Genomic DNA, 18,546 nt, shown 5'->3' with positions numbered 1-18,546 from the left:
CTCTGATCCTGGCGGCTTATGAAGGTCGCACCGAGGTCGTCAAGCTCTTGCTTGCCAAGGACGTGGTTCTCGACCTCCAGGACAACGACAGCAACACCGCGCTGATCTGGGCGGTTCGCGACGGCCACACCGCCATCGTCGAGGCTTTGCTCGCCAAGGGCGCCGCTATCAACATCCGAACCCGTAGCGGGCTCACCGCGCTGAGCTTCGCGGCTTCCAATGGCAATAGCGCAGTTGTCGAGGCCTTGGTTGCCAAAGGCGCGGCGCTCGATGTCCAAGACAATGAGGGCAATACCGCTCTGATCTGGGCGATCCGCAACGGCAATAGCGCAGTTGTCGAGGACTTGCTTGCCCACGGGGCTGCGCTCGACGTCCAGAACAATACAGGCAAGACCGCGCTGGCCTTGGCTGCCCGCTACGGCCACACCGCGATCGTTGAATTGATCGAAGCAAAACAGCGGCAACCCGCCGTCTGAACCACGATAGCCCTCTCCACTTCGGTGGAGAGGGCATTTTGCTTGTTGGTACTTGTAACTTCTTGCCCACGTCCCATAATCGCGGCAACACGCATGCCGTTTCGCCCTTTGGCGACCCGGTCTCCTCGTCATCGCCTCCGGGCGTGACAGAGGCCAGCCAAGGGATATTTTTGATGTTTCTTATGACCCCACTGATTGAAGCGGCCCGCAAGGGCCACACCGCGGTCGTCGAAGCCTTGCTTGCCGACGGCGTGGCTCTGGATGCCCAGGACAGAGCCGGCTTCACCGCGCTGATTTGGGCGGCCTATGAAGGCCACACCACAATCGTCAAGGCTTTGCTCGACAAGGGGGCGACGGTTAATCTCGGAGATGGCAATGGCAACACCGCTCTGATCCTGGCGGCTTATGAAGGTCGCAACGTGATCGTCGAGATATTGCTCGCCAAGGGCGCAGAGATCGACCTCCAGGACAGGGATGGCAACACCGCATTGATCTGCGCGGCCCGCAAGGGACACACCGCCGTCGTGGAGGCTTTGCTCGCCAAAGGTGCGAATGTCGATGCCAAGGACAAATCTGGTGACACCGCGCTGAGCTGGGCGGTCCGGAGGAGCCAACCCGCGATCGTTAAACTGATCAACAAGACGAAACAGCGGCAACCCGCCGCCTGAACCACGAAAGCCCTTTCCGCTTCGGCGGAGAGGGCATTTTGTTTGGGATGTCGTCAATTCTCGTCGCGGCTCTAATCGGATTGCGCAAGCCGTTCCGCCAATTCGACTACTTCATTGCGGCTGTCCCGATCCTGTATAAGAAGCGCCCGCACGAGCCTAAGCGCTTGCAATTCACGCAAGTCGTATGAACCGTTGCCGCTCATGTTCGTGATCCTCCTATTTTCAGCTCTGTCTACGCAATTCAAGCCCGGCATACGCACGGCAGTCCTTCTACTGGCCGCATCTTCGATAACCGGACGTCTCTCATCATACTTGCGGATTCCGAGGTGATGGTGCGCACCGCGTTCGTCGTCTGGTCGAGAGGGCGTTCCTGCACCTCAAGGGACGAGGAATTGCCTCCGCTATGCCAAACGCTCCCCGTCAATTTTGGTGACCGCATCCGGTGTATTTTTTACCGGACCGGCATTTAATCATTCATGACAGCATTAATAGCTCGGCGATTTCGTCATCAACGTTCATCAATCCCTCGACATGTATTTTCTTCTCGAACAAACGACCGTTGTCGCCAGGCACGACGGCGCCATGATCCCGGATAATACTGGTAAGGTCGGAGGCCGCGGCTTTAAATTGGTCGCTATCGGTAAGCAGAGACGGAGAGAAGGCGAATATAAGAAAGCCCCAATCCTTGTCGAAACTCTTGTAATCGCAGAAGGCAGCGTTGACGAGAGGCCCACTCAGCACTTCTACCATCATGGAAAGCGCGGAGCCCTTGTAGCCCTTGTCGAAGGGTAGGATGCCTCCTGTCATAGCGGCAGCGGGATCATCCGTGAGCTGACCGAGCTTATCTACCGCGACATCAGGAGGGATTCTTTCGCCGCGCATCTTCGCGAGAACGAGCTCATAATATGTAATGGCGGAAGTGGCCATGTCGAAGACGACAGGTTCCTGCAGTGTCGGAAACGCCCATGCAAACGGGTTAGTTCCGAACAAAGGAACATGAAGCCCGAAGGGTGAAACAGCTCCGGGAGATCGTGCACAGGCAAACGCGATGAGGCCGGAGTTGGCGAGCTTTTCGACGTAGTAGCCCAACGCCCCGGTGCTGCTGTAAATACCATTAACCCCTATGATGCCAAAGCCATGTTCAAGTGCCTTCTCGAGGCATAGACGGGTAGCGACTTGGGCAACGTGAAAACTTGGATTCTTGTTACCGTGTATCAGCGCCGAGAGTTTGGTTTTCTCATCAATCTGCCACGCAAGATCGGGCTTCACGGCTTGCAGCGGCTCGGTTCCCATGAGTTTGAGCAGGCCTTGCCCCACTTTATTGCGGTGCTCAGCGTACATGATGAGTTCAAGGCAATCCTGTACAACGGCAGGTGGGAAGAACTTCGCGAGGAAGGAGCGGGTTGCGTTCTCGAGTTGTCGGGGAGAAATAGATTTCAGGAACACTACTTTCTTTGATGAGATATCATAACAGCGCGCGAGTCGTGCTGGGAAGTTTTTTCATAGCACTTGTAACTTTGCGGCCCCGTTCCACGCTCGGCGCACAAGCACGCATGCCGTTTCGCCCTAGGCGACCGGTCTCTCCTCGTCATCGCCTCCGGGCGTGACGGAGGCCAGCTAAAGGATTTCTTATGACCAATTTCATTGAAGCGGCCCACGAGGGTGGTCTTGCGGCCGTCCAGGCCTTGGTCGCCAAGGGCGCGGCTCTCAACGTGAAGAGCCACGATGGCAGCACCGCGCTTACCTGGGTCGCCCGGAACGGCCATACCGCGATCGTTGAACTGATCGAAGCCAAACAGCGGCAACCCGCCGTCTGAACCAAGACAGCCCTCTCCACTTCGGTGGAGAGGGCTTTTTGTTTGGCGGCACCACTTGTAACTCTCTGCCATTGCCCCACAATGGCGCCACCACGCATGCCGTTTCGCCCTTTGGCGATCGGTCTCGTCATCGCCTCCGGGCGTGACGGAGGCCAGCCAAGGGATTTTCTTATGACCAATCTGATTGAAGCGGCTCTCGAGGGTAACCTTGCGGCCGTCAAGGCCATGCTCGCTGAGGGCGCAGCACCTGACGTTCAGGACAGCGATGGCAATACCGCGCTGATCTGGGCCGCCAATAACGGCCACTTGGCCATCGTCGTCGCTTTGCTTGATAACGGTGCGACGCTCGATATCCAGGACAGTGACGGCAACACCGCGCTGATCCTGGCAGCCTATGAAGGCCACACCACGATCGTCAACGTTTTGATGGCCAAGGGCGCGGCTCTGGATCTCCAGGATAACGACGGCAACAGCGCGTTGCTCGGGTCCGCCTGCAGCGGCCACACTGAGGTTGTCGAAGTCCTGCTCGCCAGGGGGGCAGCGCTTGACCTCCGGAACAGTGACGGCAACACCGCGCTGATCTGGGCGGCCCGCAATGGCCACAACATGATCGTCGAGGACCTGCTCGCCAAGGGCGCCGCAGTTGACCTCCAGGACAACGACGGTAACAATGCGCTGATCTGGGCGGCTTATAGTGATCACCCCGCGATCGTCGAGGCCTTGCTGGCCAAGAATGCCGCTCTTGAGCTCCGGGACAGCGATGGCAACACGGCCCTGATCCTGGCGGCGGTGTTCGGTCACACCGCGATCGTGAAGGCCTTGCTGGCCAAAGGTGCGGCCATCGACGCCCAGGACAACTCCGGGGACACCGCGCTGATCTGCGCGGCCCGCGAGGGTCACATGGCGATTGTCAAACTGCTCGAAGCCAAACAGCGGCAACCCGCCGCTTGAACCACGACAGCCCCTTCCACTTCGGTGGAGGGGGCCTTTTGTTTGGGATGTCGTCAATTCGCGTCGCGGCTCTGTCTAGGCAATTCAAGCCCGGCAAGCACGCGGCACTAGGGACCAGTGCTGGTCTTCTACTGGCTCGGCATCTTCGATAACCGGACGTCTCACATCGTATTACCAAGAACTGGGTGAGGTGCTGCTCGTCTAGACCGCATTTACCAGATCCGAGATCGTCGTCATATTGTTCGAGATTTCAGTCGTCACCGCGGACTGTTCTTCGGTGGCGGCTACCACGCCGTTGGTGCCATCCAAGGCTTCCTGCACCAAGTGCTGTATCTTCTCGAGCCCATCCGAGACTCCTTTAGAAACCCTTTGGATTTCCTTGATCTGATCGGAGATCTTCGCGGTTGAATCGGTCGTCTGGTTCGCAAGCTTCTTCACTTCATCAGCCACAACCGAGAACCCCCGTCCGGCGTCGCCGGCGCGGGCGGCTTCAATCGCGGCATTCAGGGCCAGGAGGTTCGTCTGGCCGGAAATGTCTTCGATCAATTCGACGACCTCGCCCATGCTTGCCGCCGCACCAACCATCTGCTGCACGGCGGCTGCCGCGCTCTGCGTCTCGTCTGAGACGGCCCGAACGGAATCGCGAGTTGTCGACATGCTCCTGGCTATCTCGGTGATCGAGCCGGACAGCTCATGCGTTGCCGTAGCCATCGAATTCACGGATTCGGTGGTCTGCTGCGCGATGGTCTTCTTCTTTGTGATGTCGGTCGCGTACTTGGTCACCTGGCAAGGTTTGCCATCATTCCCAAATACCGGGTTGTAGCTGGCCTGAATCCAGACAACCTTGCCACCCTTGCCGATGCGCTTGAACTCGCCGGCCTGAAATTCTCCTCGGTTGAGGGCTTCCCAAAATTGGCGATACCCAGGGCTGTTGGCAAACTCGGGCTCCACGAACATGCGATGGTGCTGCCCCGTGATTTCGCTCAGGGTATACCCCAGCGCATTGAGGAAGTTCTGGTTGGCCTCGATAACGGTGCCATCAAGGTTGAAACTAATCACCGCCTGCGTGCGGTCCAGCGCTTCCTTCATCTTCACGGTCTTGACCGTGATATCGGTGGCGAACTTGACGACCTTGTAGGGCTTGCCGTTACCGTCGAGGATGGGGTTGTAGGTTGCTTCGATGAAGACTTCCCGGCCCCCCTTGCCGATGCGCTTGTACTGGGCGCTCTGGAATTGCCCGGCAGCGAGGTCGCTCCAGAACTTGCGGTAAGCGTCGGTTGCGGCATAAGCCGGATCAACAAACATGCTGTGGTGTCGCCCCTTGATTTCATCAAGCGTATAGCCTAGCGCACCGAGGAAATTCCGGTTGGCCCACTGGATGTTGCCCTTGGTGTCAAAGTGGATGACGGCGAGGGACCGGTCCAGAGCCTGCATAATGTGTTTGGTCTCGTTGTTAAAGGTAAACATGATCTTCTGTTTTCTTATTGTTGTTGGTCTTTCTCCTCTGAACCAAGCAGGGCGATCTGCCTGTTTAGGCCGTCCAGTTGTTCCAGGAGAATGGGCGTAACAGTCGTCAGCAGTTGCGTAAGGCGTAACATGCCCGATGAAAGAGCGGAAACGCTGAGCTTCAGGCGATCGATGTCGTCGGAAGAAAGCTCTCTGTTCTCGTTTATGCTCATGCCTTCACGCTAGAACATAAACGTAGGGGGCGCTAACGTGCTGCTCCAATGTTCACCACAAACTTTACTGAACAATCAGTATTCTTTCCTGACTACTCAGCTCGGAATACCAAACAATAAAGAGCGCGCTGGGGTCAGGACATGTTGTGCCTGCGCCCTTACGGTCTGAACCAAGGGCCGTTGTTTTTAAGCACCTCTGATATGATGACCGATGAAGGCGGCAAAGAAGCCGGACTAAGCGCGCGGCCCGGCAATGATGAAGTCAGTTCGTTTATCGGCTTTCGTCGGACTGTGCGGCCTCGGCAATCCTCTCGGCCAATTCGACCAGCTTATTGCGGCTGGCCACATCGTGTATTCGAAGAAACGCACGCACCAACCTGAGCGCTTGCAGTTCACGCAGGTCGTATGAACTGTTATCGTTCATGTCCGGAATCCTCCTGTCTTCAGCTCTGTCTAGGTAATTCCCGACTTGGGCGCAACGGTCCGTGCCGCAGCTTGGCTTGCCTCTGCTTGATGATCGGGTGCAAGGGCTTCTTGCGCACCAATACCTTCTGAATCTTGGTAGGGCGCATGCCAATCGCGTCCGCGACGCTGGCCCAGTTCTGATTGTACTGCGGCAGGTGGTCGAGGCCCCAGGGGGAGGCGCCTCCGTTGAAAACAATCTGCGCCAGCGGCTGGTGATGCAACACCACGCGCGATAGCTGGATCATCGTCCTGTATTGCGCCGAGGTGATGTCAATCCAGTCATCCTTCATTTCGAGAAGAACTCGCACTTCCGCGCGATAGAGGTCAGGATTCTTGGGCCTGAGCTTGCCGTCTCGCTCGATGACGATGGTGGGCTTCGGCATCTGCTCCTGCAGGACCGCGAAACAGACAGTCTGGGGATATTGGTGCAACATTAGCTTCTCCCGCTCGGCCAAAGCGCATTGTATGCAGCAACATGGAAAACGTCTTGACGTCTTATGCCCTTTGACTCATACAGGCTCATCGCCTGAATGGTTATTGGACGAAAACAGGGGCCGCTCCAACGGCCCCTGTTGCTTTAGTGGCTGATGCTTACTGAGAGGAAGATTCTCAGCGTGCCCAGCCATAGAGCGAGCGTGCCACGCAGGTTCATGGTCGTCGCCTTTCTTTTGGTTATTGAACGTAGCGGCCATTCGCCTCGCGGCAATCGAACCTAACACAGCCCACGACTTCGCGAAGAGCGCCGCACACCGTTCATGATGTTGCGCGCGAAGCCCGGTGCATTATGAGCACGATTGATACGACAAAGTACATTTGCCAAATGCAATCGGTCTCGCTGGCCTCCCAGGAAGCGACGCCGCTGAGGCTAGGGATACCGACCCCAAAGGACCGTTTTCGAGCTTTGCCCGGAAGTCGCCGTGACATAGTAGGCCGATTTCACGCCCTGGGACGTGATCCGGTTGCACGGTGGTCGGAAGTTGTTCCGGACAATGGTTGTCCCCGTCGGTTCGGCCTGAACCTGGCTGCTCCCATGATCGTTCGTCCTGCCATTGCTCAAGCGGTCGACCATGGCGATGGAGATGCTGCCCGTCCCGCGCGTATGCCGAATTGTGATGACCGGAGCCTGTTCGCCACCGCCAAGGGCCGAGCACAGGTTGGCCTTCCCGAGCCGCGACACGCTCACCGACGAAATCTTGACCTCCTGAGCACAGGCGGCGCCTGCGCCCAAGGTGAGCGCAGCAGCAAATACTGCCCTTCCAAACATTTTAGTCTCCTAGTTGAAGATAGCGCACAGGTTGACTGGGTTCAGATGCGCGAGCCGTTGCTGCGTAGTACTTCGACATTGAAGCCCTTGCGGCTCATGCAACTCCGATAAAGCTTGCCTTGGGTAATTGTGGCGCGACGCGCAGAGAACGTCGCTTCATCGGTGCCGGCCTTGGCGAGGCACTGTGCGCGGGCGCTGCTGAAGTCAGCGTGGGCGACCGAGGCGAAGCCGGTAACGGTAAAACCACCCAGGACAGCAGCGCGGAAAAGACTCTTCATGGCGATCCCCTTATCGCTGCTGCTTTCCTTGCTTGGTTTTCTGGCTTTCGCTGCCTTCGCCCATGCACTTGCGGTAACAGGCGACAACGTTTGGCGGATTGGCGACTTCACCGCCTCTTGTCCCTCCACAAACGCCTGTGCAGTACTGTCTGCTTTGTGCCATCGCGGGCGCCTGGAATAAAAGGCACGCCAGCATAGCGAGCCCAATTGTCTTGATCATCTTCGTCTTGCCCATGGTTGGGATTGAGTGTGGATCGATAGGCGAAGCCTTCGGCAAGTCGGCCCGTGGTCACTTCAGTTAGCGTTTTCCGGAGTTTTCCTTAGCCGTGCAGGTGGCCAATTGCGCATGCCGTTGCCCGTTGTCCATGCTTCCCTGAGGGTGGCGCCCATACGAAGCCGTACAACACCGGGCCGAGTAGCCGAATTGACTGGTGCACTCTGGCGGGACACTAGCAGCCGAGGCCGAGTACGCGCTCCCGGCGAGAAACAGCCAAATCAACACGAGTTTCTTCATCGTCATTGCCTCATTCGCTTCAGTTGAGATCCATCAGGGTTGCTGGTCATCCGGTGCTACGCAGAAGCACGAGAACGGCTGCTAGAGATTTCAGCGTCCTTGCTTTAAGCTGTCGCGGCAAGCCCGGTAGGGATTGGCCTTCTCAGCTGGGACCGCGTACGCGCGCCACTCCGCATACGTGAAGCCATACCGTTTCATGCACGCAAGTGCATGCGGGGTGTTGTTGCGTGGTTCAGCGAGCGCGCTGCCCGCGCATAGCAGAGCGACTGCCGCAGCAGCCAGAACCGTCATCTTCATGAAATACTCCTTCGTGGTTGGTAGAGTCGAAAAACCCCAGACAGCGCCGGGGTTTTTGAGTGCAGAAGTGTTTCGAAGATCAGTACTTGGCTAAGGTGGGAGCACCAAACTTGTAGTTGAGGCCGACCTTACCTAGATAGAACGATTGGGTGATGTCGAGGGCTTGCGCCGAGAGGCCGTTGGTGGCGGTGCGCGAAACCCGGTCTGTGCCAAGGCCGATGTAGTCAACCTCACCCTTTACCGTCCAGTTCGGGACGAAAGCGTACTCCACGCCGACGCCGGCAAGCCACCCCGCGCGGGTTTCAGTGCCGGTAGCTGTGTTTGCCGGGGTAAGCCTTACTGCATCGTAGCGGTTTTCGACCCAAGCGCCGCCGCCTTTGACGTAGAACAGTGCTCGATCGGCAGCATAGCCAATTCGACCCGCGACATCACTGATGCCCTTCGTCCTGCTACTGCACGCGTACGTCGGATCCGGGCAGACGCTCGATCCATTGATATCGGCGAAGGAATACTCGCCCTCGATCCCGAGAACAAAGGCGCCCGACTGGAAGTTATAACCGCCCTGGAAGCCGCCGAGCCCGCCGCTCACATCATGAAATGTCGTTGAGCGCGCCTGGGTAAACAGCCAGTCACTGCGGCCCCCACCGCCGCCGCCGTGGACGCCAACATAGAAGCCGCTCCAGTCGTAGGCCGGAGCCGCCGCTGCAGGAGAGGTTGTCGCATATGTCCGTGCAGGAAGGTCAGCTGCGAGCACTGAACCTCCAGTCAATGCCGACAGAACAGTTATCAAAAACGCCTTTTTCATATGCTTCCCTGTGGTGTTGTCGCGAGTATGTAGGCCGCAGCGCATCGGAGCGGCCGCGTCTTGTACGACGCGGCCGGCAGCATTTGCGCCCGTCGATGGTAACGATTGATGCAGTCTGCCAATTGACTGAGTCGGCAGCAGTCGTCACAGCCGGCACGCCGGCCGGCATTCATAGTGACGTGTTGTGCGAGGTTATTTACAAAAGCCCGCTAGACCTCCGAAGCTATTGCGCTGACCAAGATTGTCTCCTGTGCATCTGCCGAAGCGGCGAGAATTGTCGGGCACAGTAGTGCGCAAAAATTCTGATTTACGCTTTCGCGCGGCAAGCGCAGGATAACGCGGTCGTAAAAAATGGAAGTCTTCTTGGTTGGATCGGCTAAACCCGCACAAAGATTCAGGAATTCGCGAGGACACGAAAGCTCGCGATATTAGCCGTTTTAGGGTTGCAAAAATCAGGACATTTGCACGGACCTCACCGTATGACGGAGGACTCCTGTGATGGCAATCCTGGGATATGCGAGGGTGAGCACCAACGGCCAAGTGCTCGACATTCAAGAACTGCAGTTGCGTGCCGAAGGCTGTACGAGGATTTACGCTGAGAAGCAGAGCGGCGTGAGCGGTCAACGTCCGATGCTTAAGAAGCTGCTGCGAGATGTGAAACCCGGAGACGTCATCATATTCGCCGCGTTGGACCGCCTGACACGCGAAGGTCCCTACAAGACCCTATCAATCCTTGAGTGGATTACATCGCGAGGGGCGACTTACCGTTCCCTCGCTGAGCCGTGGGCCGACACCACAACAGAGCTTGGCGAAGTGTTGGCGGCTTTGGTCGGGTACATCGCCCGCAAGACCAGGCAGGACATCATCCGCCGGACCACGGCAGGAAGGCTACGTGCCAGGGCGGCTGGCGTACGTTTCGGACGAAAGCCAAAGCTGTCACCGCAACAGCAGGCACAGGCCCTCCGACGCCGGCTGTCTGGGGAGCGTCCAGCCGCAATAGCGCAGTCTTTCAGCGTCAGCGCGTCGACAATCCGGCGGCTTAAGCCAAAACCTTGTTAAATCGTGCCCTGCTGGCTTAGACGCGAATAAGCGAACCGGCTGCCAAATGGCAGCCGGCTAGTAACGTTCTCAGATCATCGACAAAGAATTCGCTCCTCCTCGCGTTCCCGCCTCATCTGGAGCAAGAGGCGTGCGTCTCGATCGGTTTCAGCTATTGCAAGAACCCTCGAGCATTCAGCGTATCCCCTTGTCTTGAAACGCGGAGCTTTGCTGAGAATGTTGCCGGAGTTGATGCGTACATGTACCGAACAGGCAATAATGAGTTTCATCGGTCACCAAACGGTGGCCTATCTTGTGTGTCCACAAGGACGACAAAGCCGGATGCAAGATAAGCCTGAGCTGCTTCAAAGGGCTTATCGCAACGGTCACAAGCGCAGGTCCTGACAGCGCTTAGCTGGAATGGTCGCCTAATGCCTCACTACAACTTGGCTATCTGTCGCGGGAGCGGTCATCTTGGCGCTCACGTCTCATGCGCTCGAGCGCCCGCTGATCGCGGGCATTCCATTTCGGCTTTGGTGGCTTGGCCGGGTGGGGCGAGGTGCCATGTTCAATGCGTCGACCCCGGTCGCGTTTTCGGCCGTCGGTACTCAAGTCTTTGAAGCGCGGCTTTTGCTTGGCCAGCTTTTCCGAGGGTTTTACGGAAGCCTGACGCGGAACATGCCTTGAGGCTTTGCCAGGCTGATTGGAGGGCCGCAACGTCGGGGCAGTGCGCAGCGCTGCTGGCTCGCGGTGAGGGTTATGGATACTCGCGAGGTTTTGAAGCTCCCTCGCTTGGCTATCCCGGTCAATCGCGGCCCAGTAATCCCGCTCGGTCTCTTGGGATGCAGCGCGACGCGCCCGGTTCTCCTGCGGACGGCTTTTGCCTTTGTCGATGAGCCGGTAATCCACATGGCGGTGGCGGCGCTTCGAGCCAGGGCGGTTGGGCAGGCGGCGGCGCTGCGATCGAGGCTGGGCCCCTCGCTTGTCCATGGCCTGCGACTGTGGCCCCTCGTGAATGGTTGGCTCGCGTTCAATCCCCTGGTCGGCCAGGGTACGCCGGTCGATCCGCTCGCTTCGGCCAGCTCGCTCCAGGGCCCGGTTCGCGAACTTTTCCCAGCTTTCCCGTAGCCGCTCGGTGCTGCCAATCTCACTGGTGCCAATCACCCGCTTGCCGGTTTTCGGGTCCCGGTCTCTTAGGACAAGATGGCAGTGAGGATTATTGGCGTCCTTCCCCTTGTCATGAAAGGCCGCCAACCAGGGTGCGCGCCCTTGTGTGACATGCTCGGCAAACTCCCGGACCAAGCCGATGCGCTCGGTCTGGTTCAACTCCTTCGGCAGGGCCAGCATGACCTTGTCGATGACCCGTGCGTTCTTCCGGTCCTTGTCCTCACACGCCTTCAGATACTCGGCGACTTCGCGTGGATTCTGGCCGGGCAGGCGGGCCTTCTGCATCAGGCTCATCGCCCGCTTGCGCGTGATGTAGTTAATGTGTGCGGCGGCCGTATAGGGCTGGGCCTGCGTCGACTTGCCAATCGGACTGTGGTGCAGACTGAAAATGGCCAACTCGGGTACTCCGCGAGTGCGCCGGGTTTGCTTGCAAACCCATAAGTGCGCACTCCCGCTTGGCCCCACGGTATCCACCCTCCCGGCACCTCGCAACCAGAACGATGCGCCGGCCTATCCCCTTCCCCGGACCGCGCCCCCGTCCAGACCTCGGTAGCTCGTGCCTCACGGACCGCCGGCTGCGGGCTTGCTCCGGGCTCCGGATTCAGGGCACAACCGGTGGCTTTGCATCGCTTAGCGCACACTCGTGGGGCAGAATGGGCACGCATAGGTCGCCGGACCAACCGGCATCGGTCCTGCATCGGCTGGTCGGCATCAGAGACATCGAGCCGCCCATCACCGACCAGGAATTTGAACTTTACCAGCGCTTCGTGAGCCACCTCCGCTGGGCACCCCGCGACATCGCCGAGAGCACCGCGTACCCCAAGGCAGTGAACCGCAGAACCCGCTTGGCGGTTCGCAAGTTCGTCTCCGACCCGGCGCTGCCGGGGCTGATCCAGGTGCTGGAACGGGCGAAAGCCCAGTCCCTCGCCGATGACCAGAGGCGGAAGCAAGAGATGCAAGCCGCGGAGGCCAGGGCCGAACAGCGGCGCCAGCAAGCGAAGCTCGCCGCCATCGAGACATTTCATGACAACCAGCTCAACGAGCTGCGGTTCGACCTCAGCCAATTCCAGCACCTCATCGGCCAGGCCTCCATCAAGGAGGCGACCCTCCGGATCGCCCAGGACAGCCAGAGCGAATTGACCAAAGGCAAACGCGCCCTGAACGTTAACCTCGCCAGTCGCGGCGAGGGTAGTGGTGCCGTGATATTCGGCGCGCTCGCAAATCTTGAGAACCACCTGCGTGACTCCAGCCAGGCCCGTGGCGTGGCAGCTGGCATGGCCCGGTTCGTCATCAGGCGAACCCTGGTGTCAATGACGGATGGAGAGCGGGCAACGCTCCGGATGGCGGACGTGCTCGAGGCGGTCGGCCGGCTTACGCCGGACGACCACCTCCGGATTGCCGTACCGATCGCGTGGAACGGCGGTGAATGTGCGTATGACTTCGACCAGGGCACCGAGTTTCGTGAGCGGGCAGCCATGCTTGAAGTCCTCAAGCAGCTCATGGCGGCCTCCCTTGGCACGTCAGCGGGTGCCCGCGAATACCTGAACCAGGCGGTCAGGGGCGCACTGGATGAACACCGAGGGCTGCCGCCGGATCAGCGGCAGGTCGTCGAACGCTACCTCTTCAGCGGAAATCGCTGGATGTCGGAAGCCGAAGGACAGCGAGCCTTGGCTCGCGACGACTTGTCGGCTTCGGCGCTGCGCATCGGCGGTTTTCCGGGTGGCGACGGCGAACTGCTCTACGACCTGCGGGAAAGCCTTATCACCATCGCGCCCTCGGGCAGCGGCAAGAGCCAGGCCCATGTGCTGCGCAACCTGCTGCACATGGAAGGACCCGCGCTGGTCCTCGACATCAAGGGCGAGATGTCAGCCGCTTCACGGGGGTGGCGCGAGCGCGAGGTCGGGAAGACCTACGTCTTCTCGCCGCGCGAACCTGAGACGTCATTTCATTACAATCCACTCGACGATATCGGAACGGACCCCGAGCAGGCCTGGGAAGATGCACGCACTGTTGCGGACCTGATGTTCAAGCCCAAGGCGAGAAGCAAGGACGATGAATACTTTGAAGGGCGCGCCCGCGATATCCTGACCACCGCACTGCTTGACGTCGCGCTTTCGCAGAAGGGCGCGAAGCGCACCATGGAGTCGGTGCTTAAGCTGCTGTACACCTCGGACGACGAGGATATCCTCGCGTGGTGCAAGCGGCTGGATAGGCGCAAGAGCACCCAGCTCTCGCTGCAGGCCAGCGCACTGCGTGGCATGCCGGTCAAGCAGCGCGAGAGCCTGCTCGACTCGGCCCGGCGCCACGTCGAGATATGGCAATCTCCCAGCATCCTGAAGGTGACCGGCGCCACGACGTTCGATGCTGCGTCATTGCGCAACGAGAACGCGACGGTCTACCTCAAGGTCACGCTGGAGGACGTGGATCGCTACGCGAGCGTCCTGCGCGTGCTGGTAGGGCAATCGTTGCTCAAGCTCTATCGTGTCGCGCCGGAATCCGACGCACTGGTCGTGACATTCTTCCTGGACGAACTGCCGCGCCTTGGCCGGCTCGACGTCATCGAGCAATCGCTCGACGTCGGCCGCGGCTACGGCGTTCGCCTGTGGTTGTTCTGCCAGAACCTGGGCCAGCTGCAGACCGCTTATCCCAACGCGCAGGGCATGATGAGCAACTGCGCCATCCGCTGCTTCATGAACCCGGACGAGGACGCCGCGCGGTGGCTGTCCGAAAACCTGGGCACTAGGCACGGCCTGCTCGACGGCAACCGCAAGGCCCTAGTGGAAGCGCACCAGCTCACCGGCCCCGAGTTCGCCAGCCAGGTGGTGGTGTTCTCTCGTGGGCAGCTGCCGGCGCACCTTGACAAAAAGCCGGCGTATGCCGACCCGATCTGCCAGGAACGCATTGCCGCTCCATTTGAGCCGGTGACTGAGGCAGCCCGCGTGGCCGACCCGGTCGCGGATGCTCCCGAAGCCGCTCAAGAAGAGACGGAGCCGGAAATGGCGGCACCCGTTGAATCGCAGACGATTGTCACCGACGACGCGCAGAGCCAACCCGAACCACCTGCGGCCGTGGGTGACGCTGTTGATTGGGATGCCGTCCGGACGTCGATGCCCGCGTCGTTGCGTTCGGCCGGAGCCCCCATGGGACATTGGCTGCTTGAGGGCAATCGCGCCATCGTGGCCAGCCTGGGACTCCTTTCGCTCATCGGCGGAGCCATGATGGCACTCGTCCTGCAGGCCGGCGAACTGAGAACACTTCGCGCAGAGAAGGCCAGCCTCGCCGAGGCTGTTACAGCTGGCGAGAATAGCAAGAGGCAACTGCTGTTTGAGAAGGCCGCCGCGATGGATATCGCTCGGTCGGCCGAGATGACTCGTGACAGAACTCTTAACCAGATGGACTCTTATCGCCAGCTGTTGTCGACCGAGCAGCAAAATCATGCTGCTGCCCGCGAACGCCTGGCCGGCATCCAGCGCGAGCTGGAAGCAGAAAAGTCAAGAGCAGGCGCTCGCGCCGCTGCCGCGCCACAAGCGCCGCTCACTGCGGCGCCGCCGCCATCCCAGCCTGCACCGGTCGCGCAAGCGGCGCCCATCGCGCCGCTGCCGTCGCCGCCTGCTGCTCCAGCGGCGCAGTCGACCGCACCGGCTACACCATGGCCGGCACAAACGCCGTCGGTGCCAACCGGCAACCCCGCGCAGCTCGCGCCCTCGCAGCAGCTGACAGACTGCGACCGCCTGGCGGGCAATCCCAACGATCCACGCCGGCTCGGCACCGGAGCGAAATACCCCGAGCTCAGGCGCAATGCCGGCGCCGCTGTGGAGGCCTGCGACGCGGCGCTTTCTGCCGCGCCCAACGAGCAACGCTTCGTCTACCAGAAGGCGCGGGCGCTCTATGCGGCCAACGACACACGCGCCCGACCGATGTTCGATGAGTTGATGAATGCGGGCTATCCGTCGGCATTCGATAACGCCGCGCAATACCTGATGCGCGAAGGCCGGATGAAGGACGCGGAGGCTTTGCTGCGGCGTGGCGTCCAGCTGCAAGACCCAGATGCCATGGTATCGCTCGCCGACAGCATCAGGGGCGGGTCAATGCAGGCCCGTACCCCGGGCGAAGAACTGGTGCTTTACCGGATGGCGGCGAAGCTCGGCCATCAGGGCGCGAAGACTTATGTGGATGAGATGCAAGGCGGCAGCAACCTCTTCGATCAAGCAGGCGGCCAACTGCTGCGTTCCCTTGGCCGCTAGGGGCCGTCCAAGCCCGCAAGGCGGCTTGGCGACGGCGAGCCCACGTCGTCGCGCCACGCGGTCGTCAAGGGCGGCTCTGCCGCTCGTCCTACCCTTGACGGGCGCGGGGAGCGGCGGCACTGCGCCTGTTAGACATCTGACGTCGTTTGAATTAGACGCCTTGGCTGATTTTCGCCAAGCTGGAAGCGGTTCGTGTTCGCCGCGCCGACAAAATGGCTGGTCACTTGGTTCGCACCGCAGCCAAGTTTGGCCATGCTGCGGTTCCTTCGCATCATTTTTTTTGTCATCCGTCTGTTTGTGCGGATTGCGTTGCAACTGGGCGCGGTTGTTCATGCGGTGCTCACCTGGGGAGGCGGGCATTCCGTCGACGCGCTCGGCACAGCGCGGTTCGCCACATGGTGGGAAATGCTGCGGGCCGGCGTACGAAGGGGCAATGGACCAATCGTCGGCCGGGTAGGCCGTTCTTTTTTGCGTTTCAACAAGGATGGCATGGTGACCGTGTTCGCGCCCATGGGCGCGGGCAAGGGCGTCGGCATCGTCATCCCTAACCTGCTTTCCTACAAGGGCTCTATCGTCTGCACGGACATCAAGGGCGAAAACCGCGCGATCACCGAACGCCACCGCCTGAAAGCGGGCACCGTCCGCGCACTGGATACGCTCAAGCCGCGCTGCTCGGACAAGTTCAATCCGCTCGACATGGTGCGCACGGGCACCTGGCATGAACGCGACGACGCCGAAGCGCTCGCCAAGCTGATGGTGATGCCGGACGGCAGCGAGAGCCACTGGGACAGCAAAGCCGAAGGCGTGCTCGCATGCCTCATTCTCTACACGGTGCGGCTGGAGCCAGCACGCCGCACGCTGTCGCAGATCCGCAATTTCTCGACGCTGCCGCCGGAGTCCTTCAAGCAACTGCTGCAGACCATCGGCGTTGACGGGCCGGTGACCGCCGCTGAATTGGCCGCCAGCTTCCTCGCAATGGAGTCCAGTGAGGAGTTCAAGAGCGTGCTGTCCAACGTGGAGAAAGCAACCCGCGTGTGGTCGGCGGGCGGTCCAGCGGCGCATGTCACCTCCGAGTCGACGTTCAGCCTTGCAGAACTGGTCGACCGGACCACCACGCTTTACCTCGTGGTGGATGAGGAGAAGCTGTCAGTCTACGCGGGCTTCCTGCGTGTAATGGTTGGATGCGCCATCAACGCGCTGACCCGTGCCAAAGACCGCAAGCGGCCAAAGCACAAGGTGCTGCTGCTTCTCGACGAGGCCGCTGCACTCGGCAGCCTTGAACCTCTCGAGCGCGGGGTCGGTTACTTGCGGGCCTATTGCACGCCCATGCTGATTTTCCAGGATATGCACCAACTCAAGGCGCTCTACCGCCGCTCCGGCTCCTTCCTGGCCAATAGCACCTGCAAGGTATTCTTCAACGTCGCCGACCTGGAGGCGGCGCGGTTCGTGTCCGAGATGCTTGGCCAGACCACTTCGGTCAGCCGGAGCGAGGGGACGTCGCAGGCCAACACCGACCTGCTGCGCCAGCAGGTATCGTCAGGCCAGTCCGAAGCGGGGCGGTGGCTGCTGGACCCCTCGGAAGTGTTGCGCCTTCCGGGCAAGCGCTCCATCGTGCTGTTCCGCTCTGACATCTTACGGTTCGCAGTGCTCGCCAAGAAGGTCAACTACCGCGACTGGCGGCACATCCACTGGTGGGGCCGGTACGATACCTGGCCAGCGCGAAATTCTCAGCCGAGTGAGCCCTTCGGTGTCAAGAAACGGGCACAACTATAGACTGCGCTGCGCATCACGATATACTACCGAGATTTTCAATTGAGGATTTTGGTAGGCGGCATGACAAAAAGGAAACTGAAGGTCAGTCTGATTGGGCTTGGGAAGCAAACCGTCGAGAACCATCTACCCGCAATACAGGAAGCTAGAAACGTAGTGCTGGACTCTGTCTGCGATGCTGACAAGCAACTCGCTTACAAGATTAGTGGCGAGCACAACGTCCCGGCGTTCACAAGCGTTGAAGACTTGCTTCGTAGCAAGAAGCCCGACTTTGCGATCCTGGCTGTTCCGCATTCAGAGTATTTGCCGATAATAAAACAGCTGGCGCAAAGCGGTGTTCATGTGTTGAAGGAGAAGCCCTTCGCTGTTTCTCTGGCCGAAGCGTGCGAGATCCACGCGATTGTGCAAGATGCAGGAATACAGCTCGCTGTGACACTCGTCAGGCGCTACCACCCGATCTATCTGTCCTTTAGACAATTATGCCACCGCATTGGAAACATTCATTCTGTCGAAGGCCGATACACCCTCAATATTGCGCGGCTAGATGAGGGTTGGCGATCCAAGCGAGCTATCGCGGGTGGAGGCGCAGCGCTTGATATGGGGTACCACACCGTCGATTTGCTGGTTTGGTACTTCGGCTTACCGACGCGGGTTGCAGGCAAGCTGGGAACCAGTGCTCGCGAGGGTCAAAAGTACGATGTAGAGGACACGGCGATGGTGCTCTTCAACTACGACAAGGGTAGAAAGATGACCACCCCAATCATAGGGAATTTGGTCATGTCTCGCGCTTTTCCAGCCAAAGACGAGCAGCTAATGATCCTTGGAAGTCGTGGGTCAATCGGCATTTCGCGTGGAAAGATTACGAGGATGGATCAAACCGGCGCTGTCGTGGAATCGCTTGAAAGGCAAGGTAGCTGGCTGTCAGCTTCAGTTGACCAACTCGAGTATTTCGCGGATGCGATTACGGGACGGAAGAAAATTGAACGCCCGCTATACTTTGATCATTTCGACCATGTCGCGTTTATCGAAGCAATTTATTCATCAAACGAGCAGAATGCATATGTCGATCCTCAAAAGCTCCTGCCGCCCTTCGTGCGGGCAGGCGTTGAATAA

Annotated in this window: 18 protein-coding genes; 8 read left to right on the top strand and 10 right to left on the bottom strand. The window is 59.6% G+C overall.

The window, feature by feature from the left end; all coding sequences use genetic code 11:
- Together AKL29_RS43730 and AKL29_RS23995 are read left to right on the top strand one after the other, a co-directional pair.
- Positions 1 to 476 (top strand): ankyrin repeat domain-containing protein (locus AKL29_RS43730; protein WP_193395245.1); only part of this gene is annotated, 476 nt, incomplete at its 5' end.
- 173 nt (positions 477 to 649) lie between these two features.
- Positions 650 to 1,144, top strand: a complete 495-nt coding sequence (locus tag AKL29_RS23995; RefSeq protein ID WP_082190686.1) for an ankyrin repeat domain-containing protein — start codon at positions 650 to 652, stop codon at positions 1,142 to 1,144.
- A gap of 474 nt (positions 1,145 to 1,618) precedes the next feature.
- Here the strand turns inward: AKL29_RS23995 and AKL29_RS23990 are convergent, their stop codons facing one another.
- Complete coding sequence (locus AKL29_RS23990; RefSeq protein ID WP_050385864.1) at positions 1,619 to 2,590, bottom strand: Ldh family oxidoreductase; 972 nt, start codon at positions 2,588 to 2,590, stop codon at positions 1,619 to 1,621.
- Positions 2,591 to 2,775: 185 nt separating this feature from the next.
- Here AKL29_RS23990 and AKL29_RS23985 point away from each other — a divergent pair, with 185 nt between their 5' ends.
- On the top strand, positions 2,776 to 2,961 hold the full coding sequence (locus tag AKL29_RS23985) for an ankyrin repeat domain-containing protein (protein WP_050385863.1): 186 nt from the start codon (positions 2,776 to 2,778) through the stop codon (positions 2,959 to 2,961).
- Between the two features lie 171 nt (positions 2,962 to 3,132).
- Positions 3,133 to 3,912: an ankyrin repeat domain-containing protein gene (locus AKL29_RS23980; protein WP_050385862.1), complete on the top strand. Its 780-nt coding sequence runs from the start codon at positions 3,133 to 3,135 to the stop codon at positions 3,910 to 3,912.
- 201 nt (positions 3,913 to 4,113) lie between these two features.
- Here the strand turns inward: AKL29_RS23980 and AKL29_RS23975 are convergent, their stop codons facing one another.
- The 8 genes from AKL29_RS23975 to AKL29_RS23945 all read right to left on the bottom strand — a co-directional run bounded on the left by AKL29_RS23975 (position 4,114) and on the right by AKL29_RS23945 (position 9,214).
- Complete coding sequence (locus AKL29_RS23975; RefSeq protein WP_050385861.1) at positions 4,114 to 5,379, bottom strand: methyl-accepting chemotaxis protein; 1,266 nt, start codon at positions 5,377 to 5,379, stop codon at positions 4,114 to 4,116.
- Positions 5,380 to 5,393: 14 nt separating this feature from the next.
- Entirely contained in the window at positions 5,394 to 5,591 is a 198-nt protein-coding gene (locus AKL29_RS23970; RefSeq protein WP_050385860.1) for a hypothetical protein, read from the bottom strand.
- Between the two features lie 271 nt (positions 5,592 to 5,862).
- Positions 5,863 to 6,015 (bottom strand): hypothetical protein, encoded by a 153-nt coding sequence (locus AKL29_RS42940; RefSeq protein WP_160321777.1) that lies wholly within the window; start codon positions 6,013 to 6,015, stop codon positions 5,863 to 5,865.
- A gap of 19 nt (positions 6,016 to 6,034) precedes the next feature.
- A complete protein-coding gene (locus AKL29_RS23965) occupies positions 6,035 to 6,439 on the bottom strand; it encodes a hypothetical protein (protein ID WP_152977739.1) in 405 nt (134 codons plus the stop codon).
- Between the two features lie 482 nt (positions 6,440 to 6,921).
- A complete protein-coding gene (locus AKL29_RS23960; protein WP_050385858.1) occupies positions 6,922 to 7,320 on the bottom strand; it encodes a hypothetical protein in 399 nt (132 codons plus the stop codon).
- A 41-nt stretch (positions 7,321 to 7,361) separates the two neighbouring features.
- A complete protein-coding gene (locus AKL29_RS23955) occupies positions 7,362 to 7,709 on the bottom strand; it encodes a hypothetical protein (protein ID WP_152977738.1) in 348 nt (115 codons plus the stop codon).
- A gap of 493 nt (positions 7,710 to 8,202) precedes the next feature.
- On the bottom strand, positions 8,203 to 8,409 hold the full coding sequence (locus AKL29_RS42185) for a hypothetical protein (RefSeq protein ID WP_152977737.1): 207 nt from the start codon (positions 8,407 to 8,409) through the stop codon (positions 8,203 to 8,205).
- A 79-nt stretch (positions 8,410 to 8,488) separates the two neighbouring features.
- Positions 8,489 to 9,214, bottom strand: coding sequence for an outer membrane protein (locus AKL29_RS23945; RefSeq protein WP_063779937.1), 726 nt, complete (start codon positions 9,212 to 9,214; stop codon positions 8,489 to 8,491).
- A gap of 498 nt (positions 9,215 to 9,712) precedes the next feature.
- On the opposite strand from AKL29_RS23945, the gene AKL29_RS23940 reads away from it, so the two are divergent.
- Positions 9,713 to 10,273: a recombinase family protein gene (locus tag AKL29_RS23940; protein WP_050385854.1), complete on the top strand. Its 561-nt coding sequence runs from the start codon at positions 9,713 to 9,715 to the stop codon at positions 10,271 to 10,273.
- Positions 10,274 to 10,702: 429 nt separating this feature from the next.
- Here AKL29_RS23940 and AKL29_RS23935 read toward each other — a convergent pair whose 3' ends face one another.
- Positions 10,703 to 11,815, bottom strand: a complete 1,113-nt coding sequence (locus AKL29_RS23935) for a MobA/MobL family protein (RefSeq protein ID WP_050385853.1) — start codon at positions 11,813 to 11,815, stop codon at positions 10,703 to 10,705.
- A 257-nt stretch (positions 11,816 to 12,072) separates the two neighbouring features.
- On the opposite strand from AKL29_RS23935, the gene AKL29_RS23930 reads away from it, so the two are divergent.
- The 3 genes from AKL29_RS23930 (at position 12,073) to AKL29_RS23920 (ending at position 18,546) form a co-directional block, all read left to right on the top strand.
- Entirely contained in the window at positions 12,073 to 15,663 is a 3,591-nt protein-coding gene (locus AKL29_RS23930) for a type IV secretory system conjugative DNA transfer family protein (RefSeq protein ID WP_050385852.1), read from the top strand.
- A 192-nt stretch (positions 15,664 to 15,855) separates the two neighbouring features.
- Positions 15,856 to 17,436: a type IV secretory system conjugative DNA transfer family protein gene (locus tag AKL29_RS23925; RefSeq protein ID WP_050385851.1), complete on the top strand. Its 1,581-nt coding sequence runs from the start codon at positions 15,856 to 15,858 to the stop codon at positions 17,434 to 17,436.
- Between the two features lie 60 nt (positions 17,437 to 17,496).
- Positions 17,497 to 18,546, top strand: a complete 1,050-nt coding sequence (locus tag AKL29_RS23920) for a Gfo/Idh/MocA family protein (RefSeq protein WP_050385850.1) — start codon at positions 17,497 to 17,499, stop codon at positions 18,544 to 18,546.

Source organism: Bradyrhizobium pachyrhizi (assembly GCF_001189245.1).
GTDB classification, from domain to species: domain Bacteria; phylum Pseudomonadota; class Alphaproteobacteria; order Rhizobiales; family Xanthobacteraceae; genus Bradyrhizobium; species Bradyrhizobium pachyrhizi.
Note: the sequence above shows the minus strand (reverse complement) of the source record. Positions and strands in the feature narration are given on the sequence as shown.

Bases quoted from the DNA above. Each gene is read 5' to 3' on its own strand.
- AKL29_RS23965 (WP_152977739.1), bottom strand. From the start codon at position 6,439: ATGCCGAAGCCCACCATCGTCATCGAGCGAGACGGCAAGCTCAGGCCC.
- AKL29_RS23980 (WP_050385862.1), top strand. From the start codon at position 3,133: ATGACCAATCTGATTGAAGCGGCTCTCGAGGGTAACCTTGCGGCCGTC.
- AKL29_RS23985 (WP_050385863.1), top strand. From the start codon at position 2,776: ATGACCAATTTCATTGAAGCGGCCCACGAGGGTGGTCTTGCGGCCGTC.
- AKL29_RS23930 (WP_050385852.1), top strand. From the start codon at position 12,073: ATGGGCACGCATAGGTCGCCGGACCAACCGGCATCGGTCCTGCATCGG.
- AKL29_RS23945 (WP_063779937.1), bottom strand. From the start codon at position 9,214: ATGAAAAAGGCGTTTTTGATAACTGTTCTGTCGGCATTGACTGGAGGT.
- AKL29_RS23970 (WP_050385860.1), bottom strand. From the start codon at position 5,591: ATGAGCATAAACGAGAACAGAGAGCTTTCTTCCGACGACATCGATCGC.
- AKL29_RS23940 (WP_050385854.1), top strand. From the start codon at position 9,713: ATGGCAATCCTGGGATATGCGAGGGTGAGCACCAACGGCCAAGTGCTC.
- AKL29_RS42940 (WP_160321777.1), bottom strand. From the start codon at position 6,015: ATGAACGATAACAGTTCATACGACCTGCGTGAACTGCAAGCGCTCAGG.
- AKL29_RS42185 (WP_152977737.1), bottom strand. From the start codon at position 8,409: ATGAAGATGACGGTTCTGGCTGCTGCGGCAGTCGCTCTGCTATGCGCG.
- AKL29_RS23975 (WP_050385861.1), bottom strand. From the start codon at position 5,379: ATGTTTACCTTTAACAACGAGACCAAACACATTATGCAGGCTCTGGAC.
- AKL29_RS23960 (WP_050385858.1), bottom strand. From the start codon at position 7,320: ATGTTTGGAAGGGCAGTATTTGCTGCTGCGCTCACCTTGGGCGCAGGC.
- AKL29_RS23920 (WP_050385850.1), top strand. From the start codon at position 17,497: ATGACAAAAAGGAAACTGAAGGTCAGTCTGATTGGGCTTGGGAAGCAA.
- AKL29_RS23995 (WP_082190686.1), top strand. From the start codon at position 650: ATGTTTCTTATGACCCCACTGATTGAAGCGGCCCGCAAGGGCCACACC.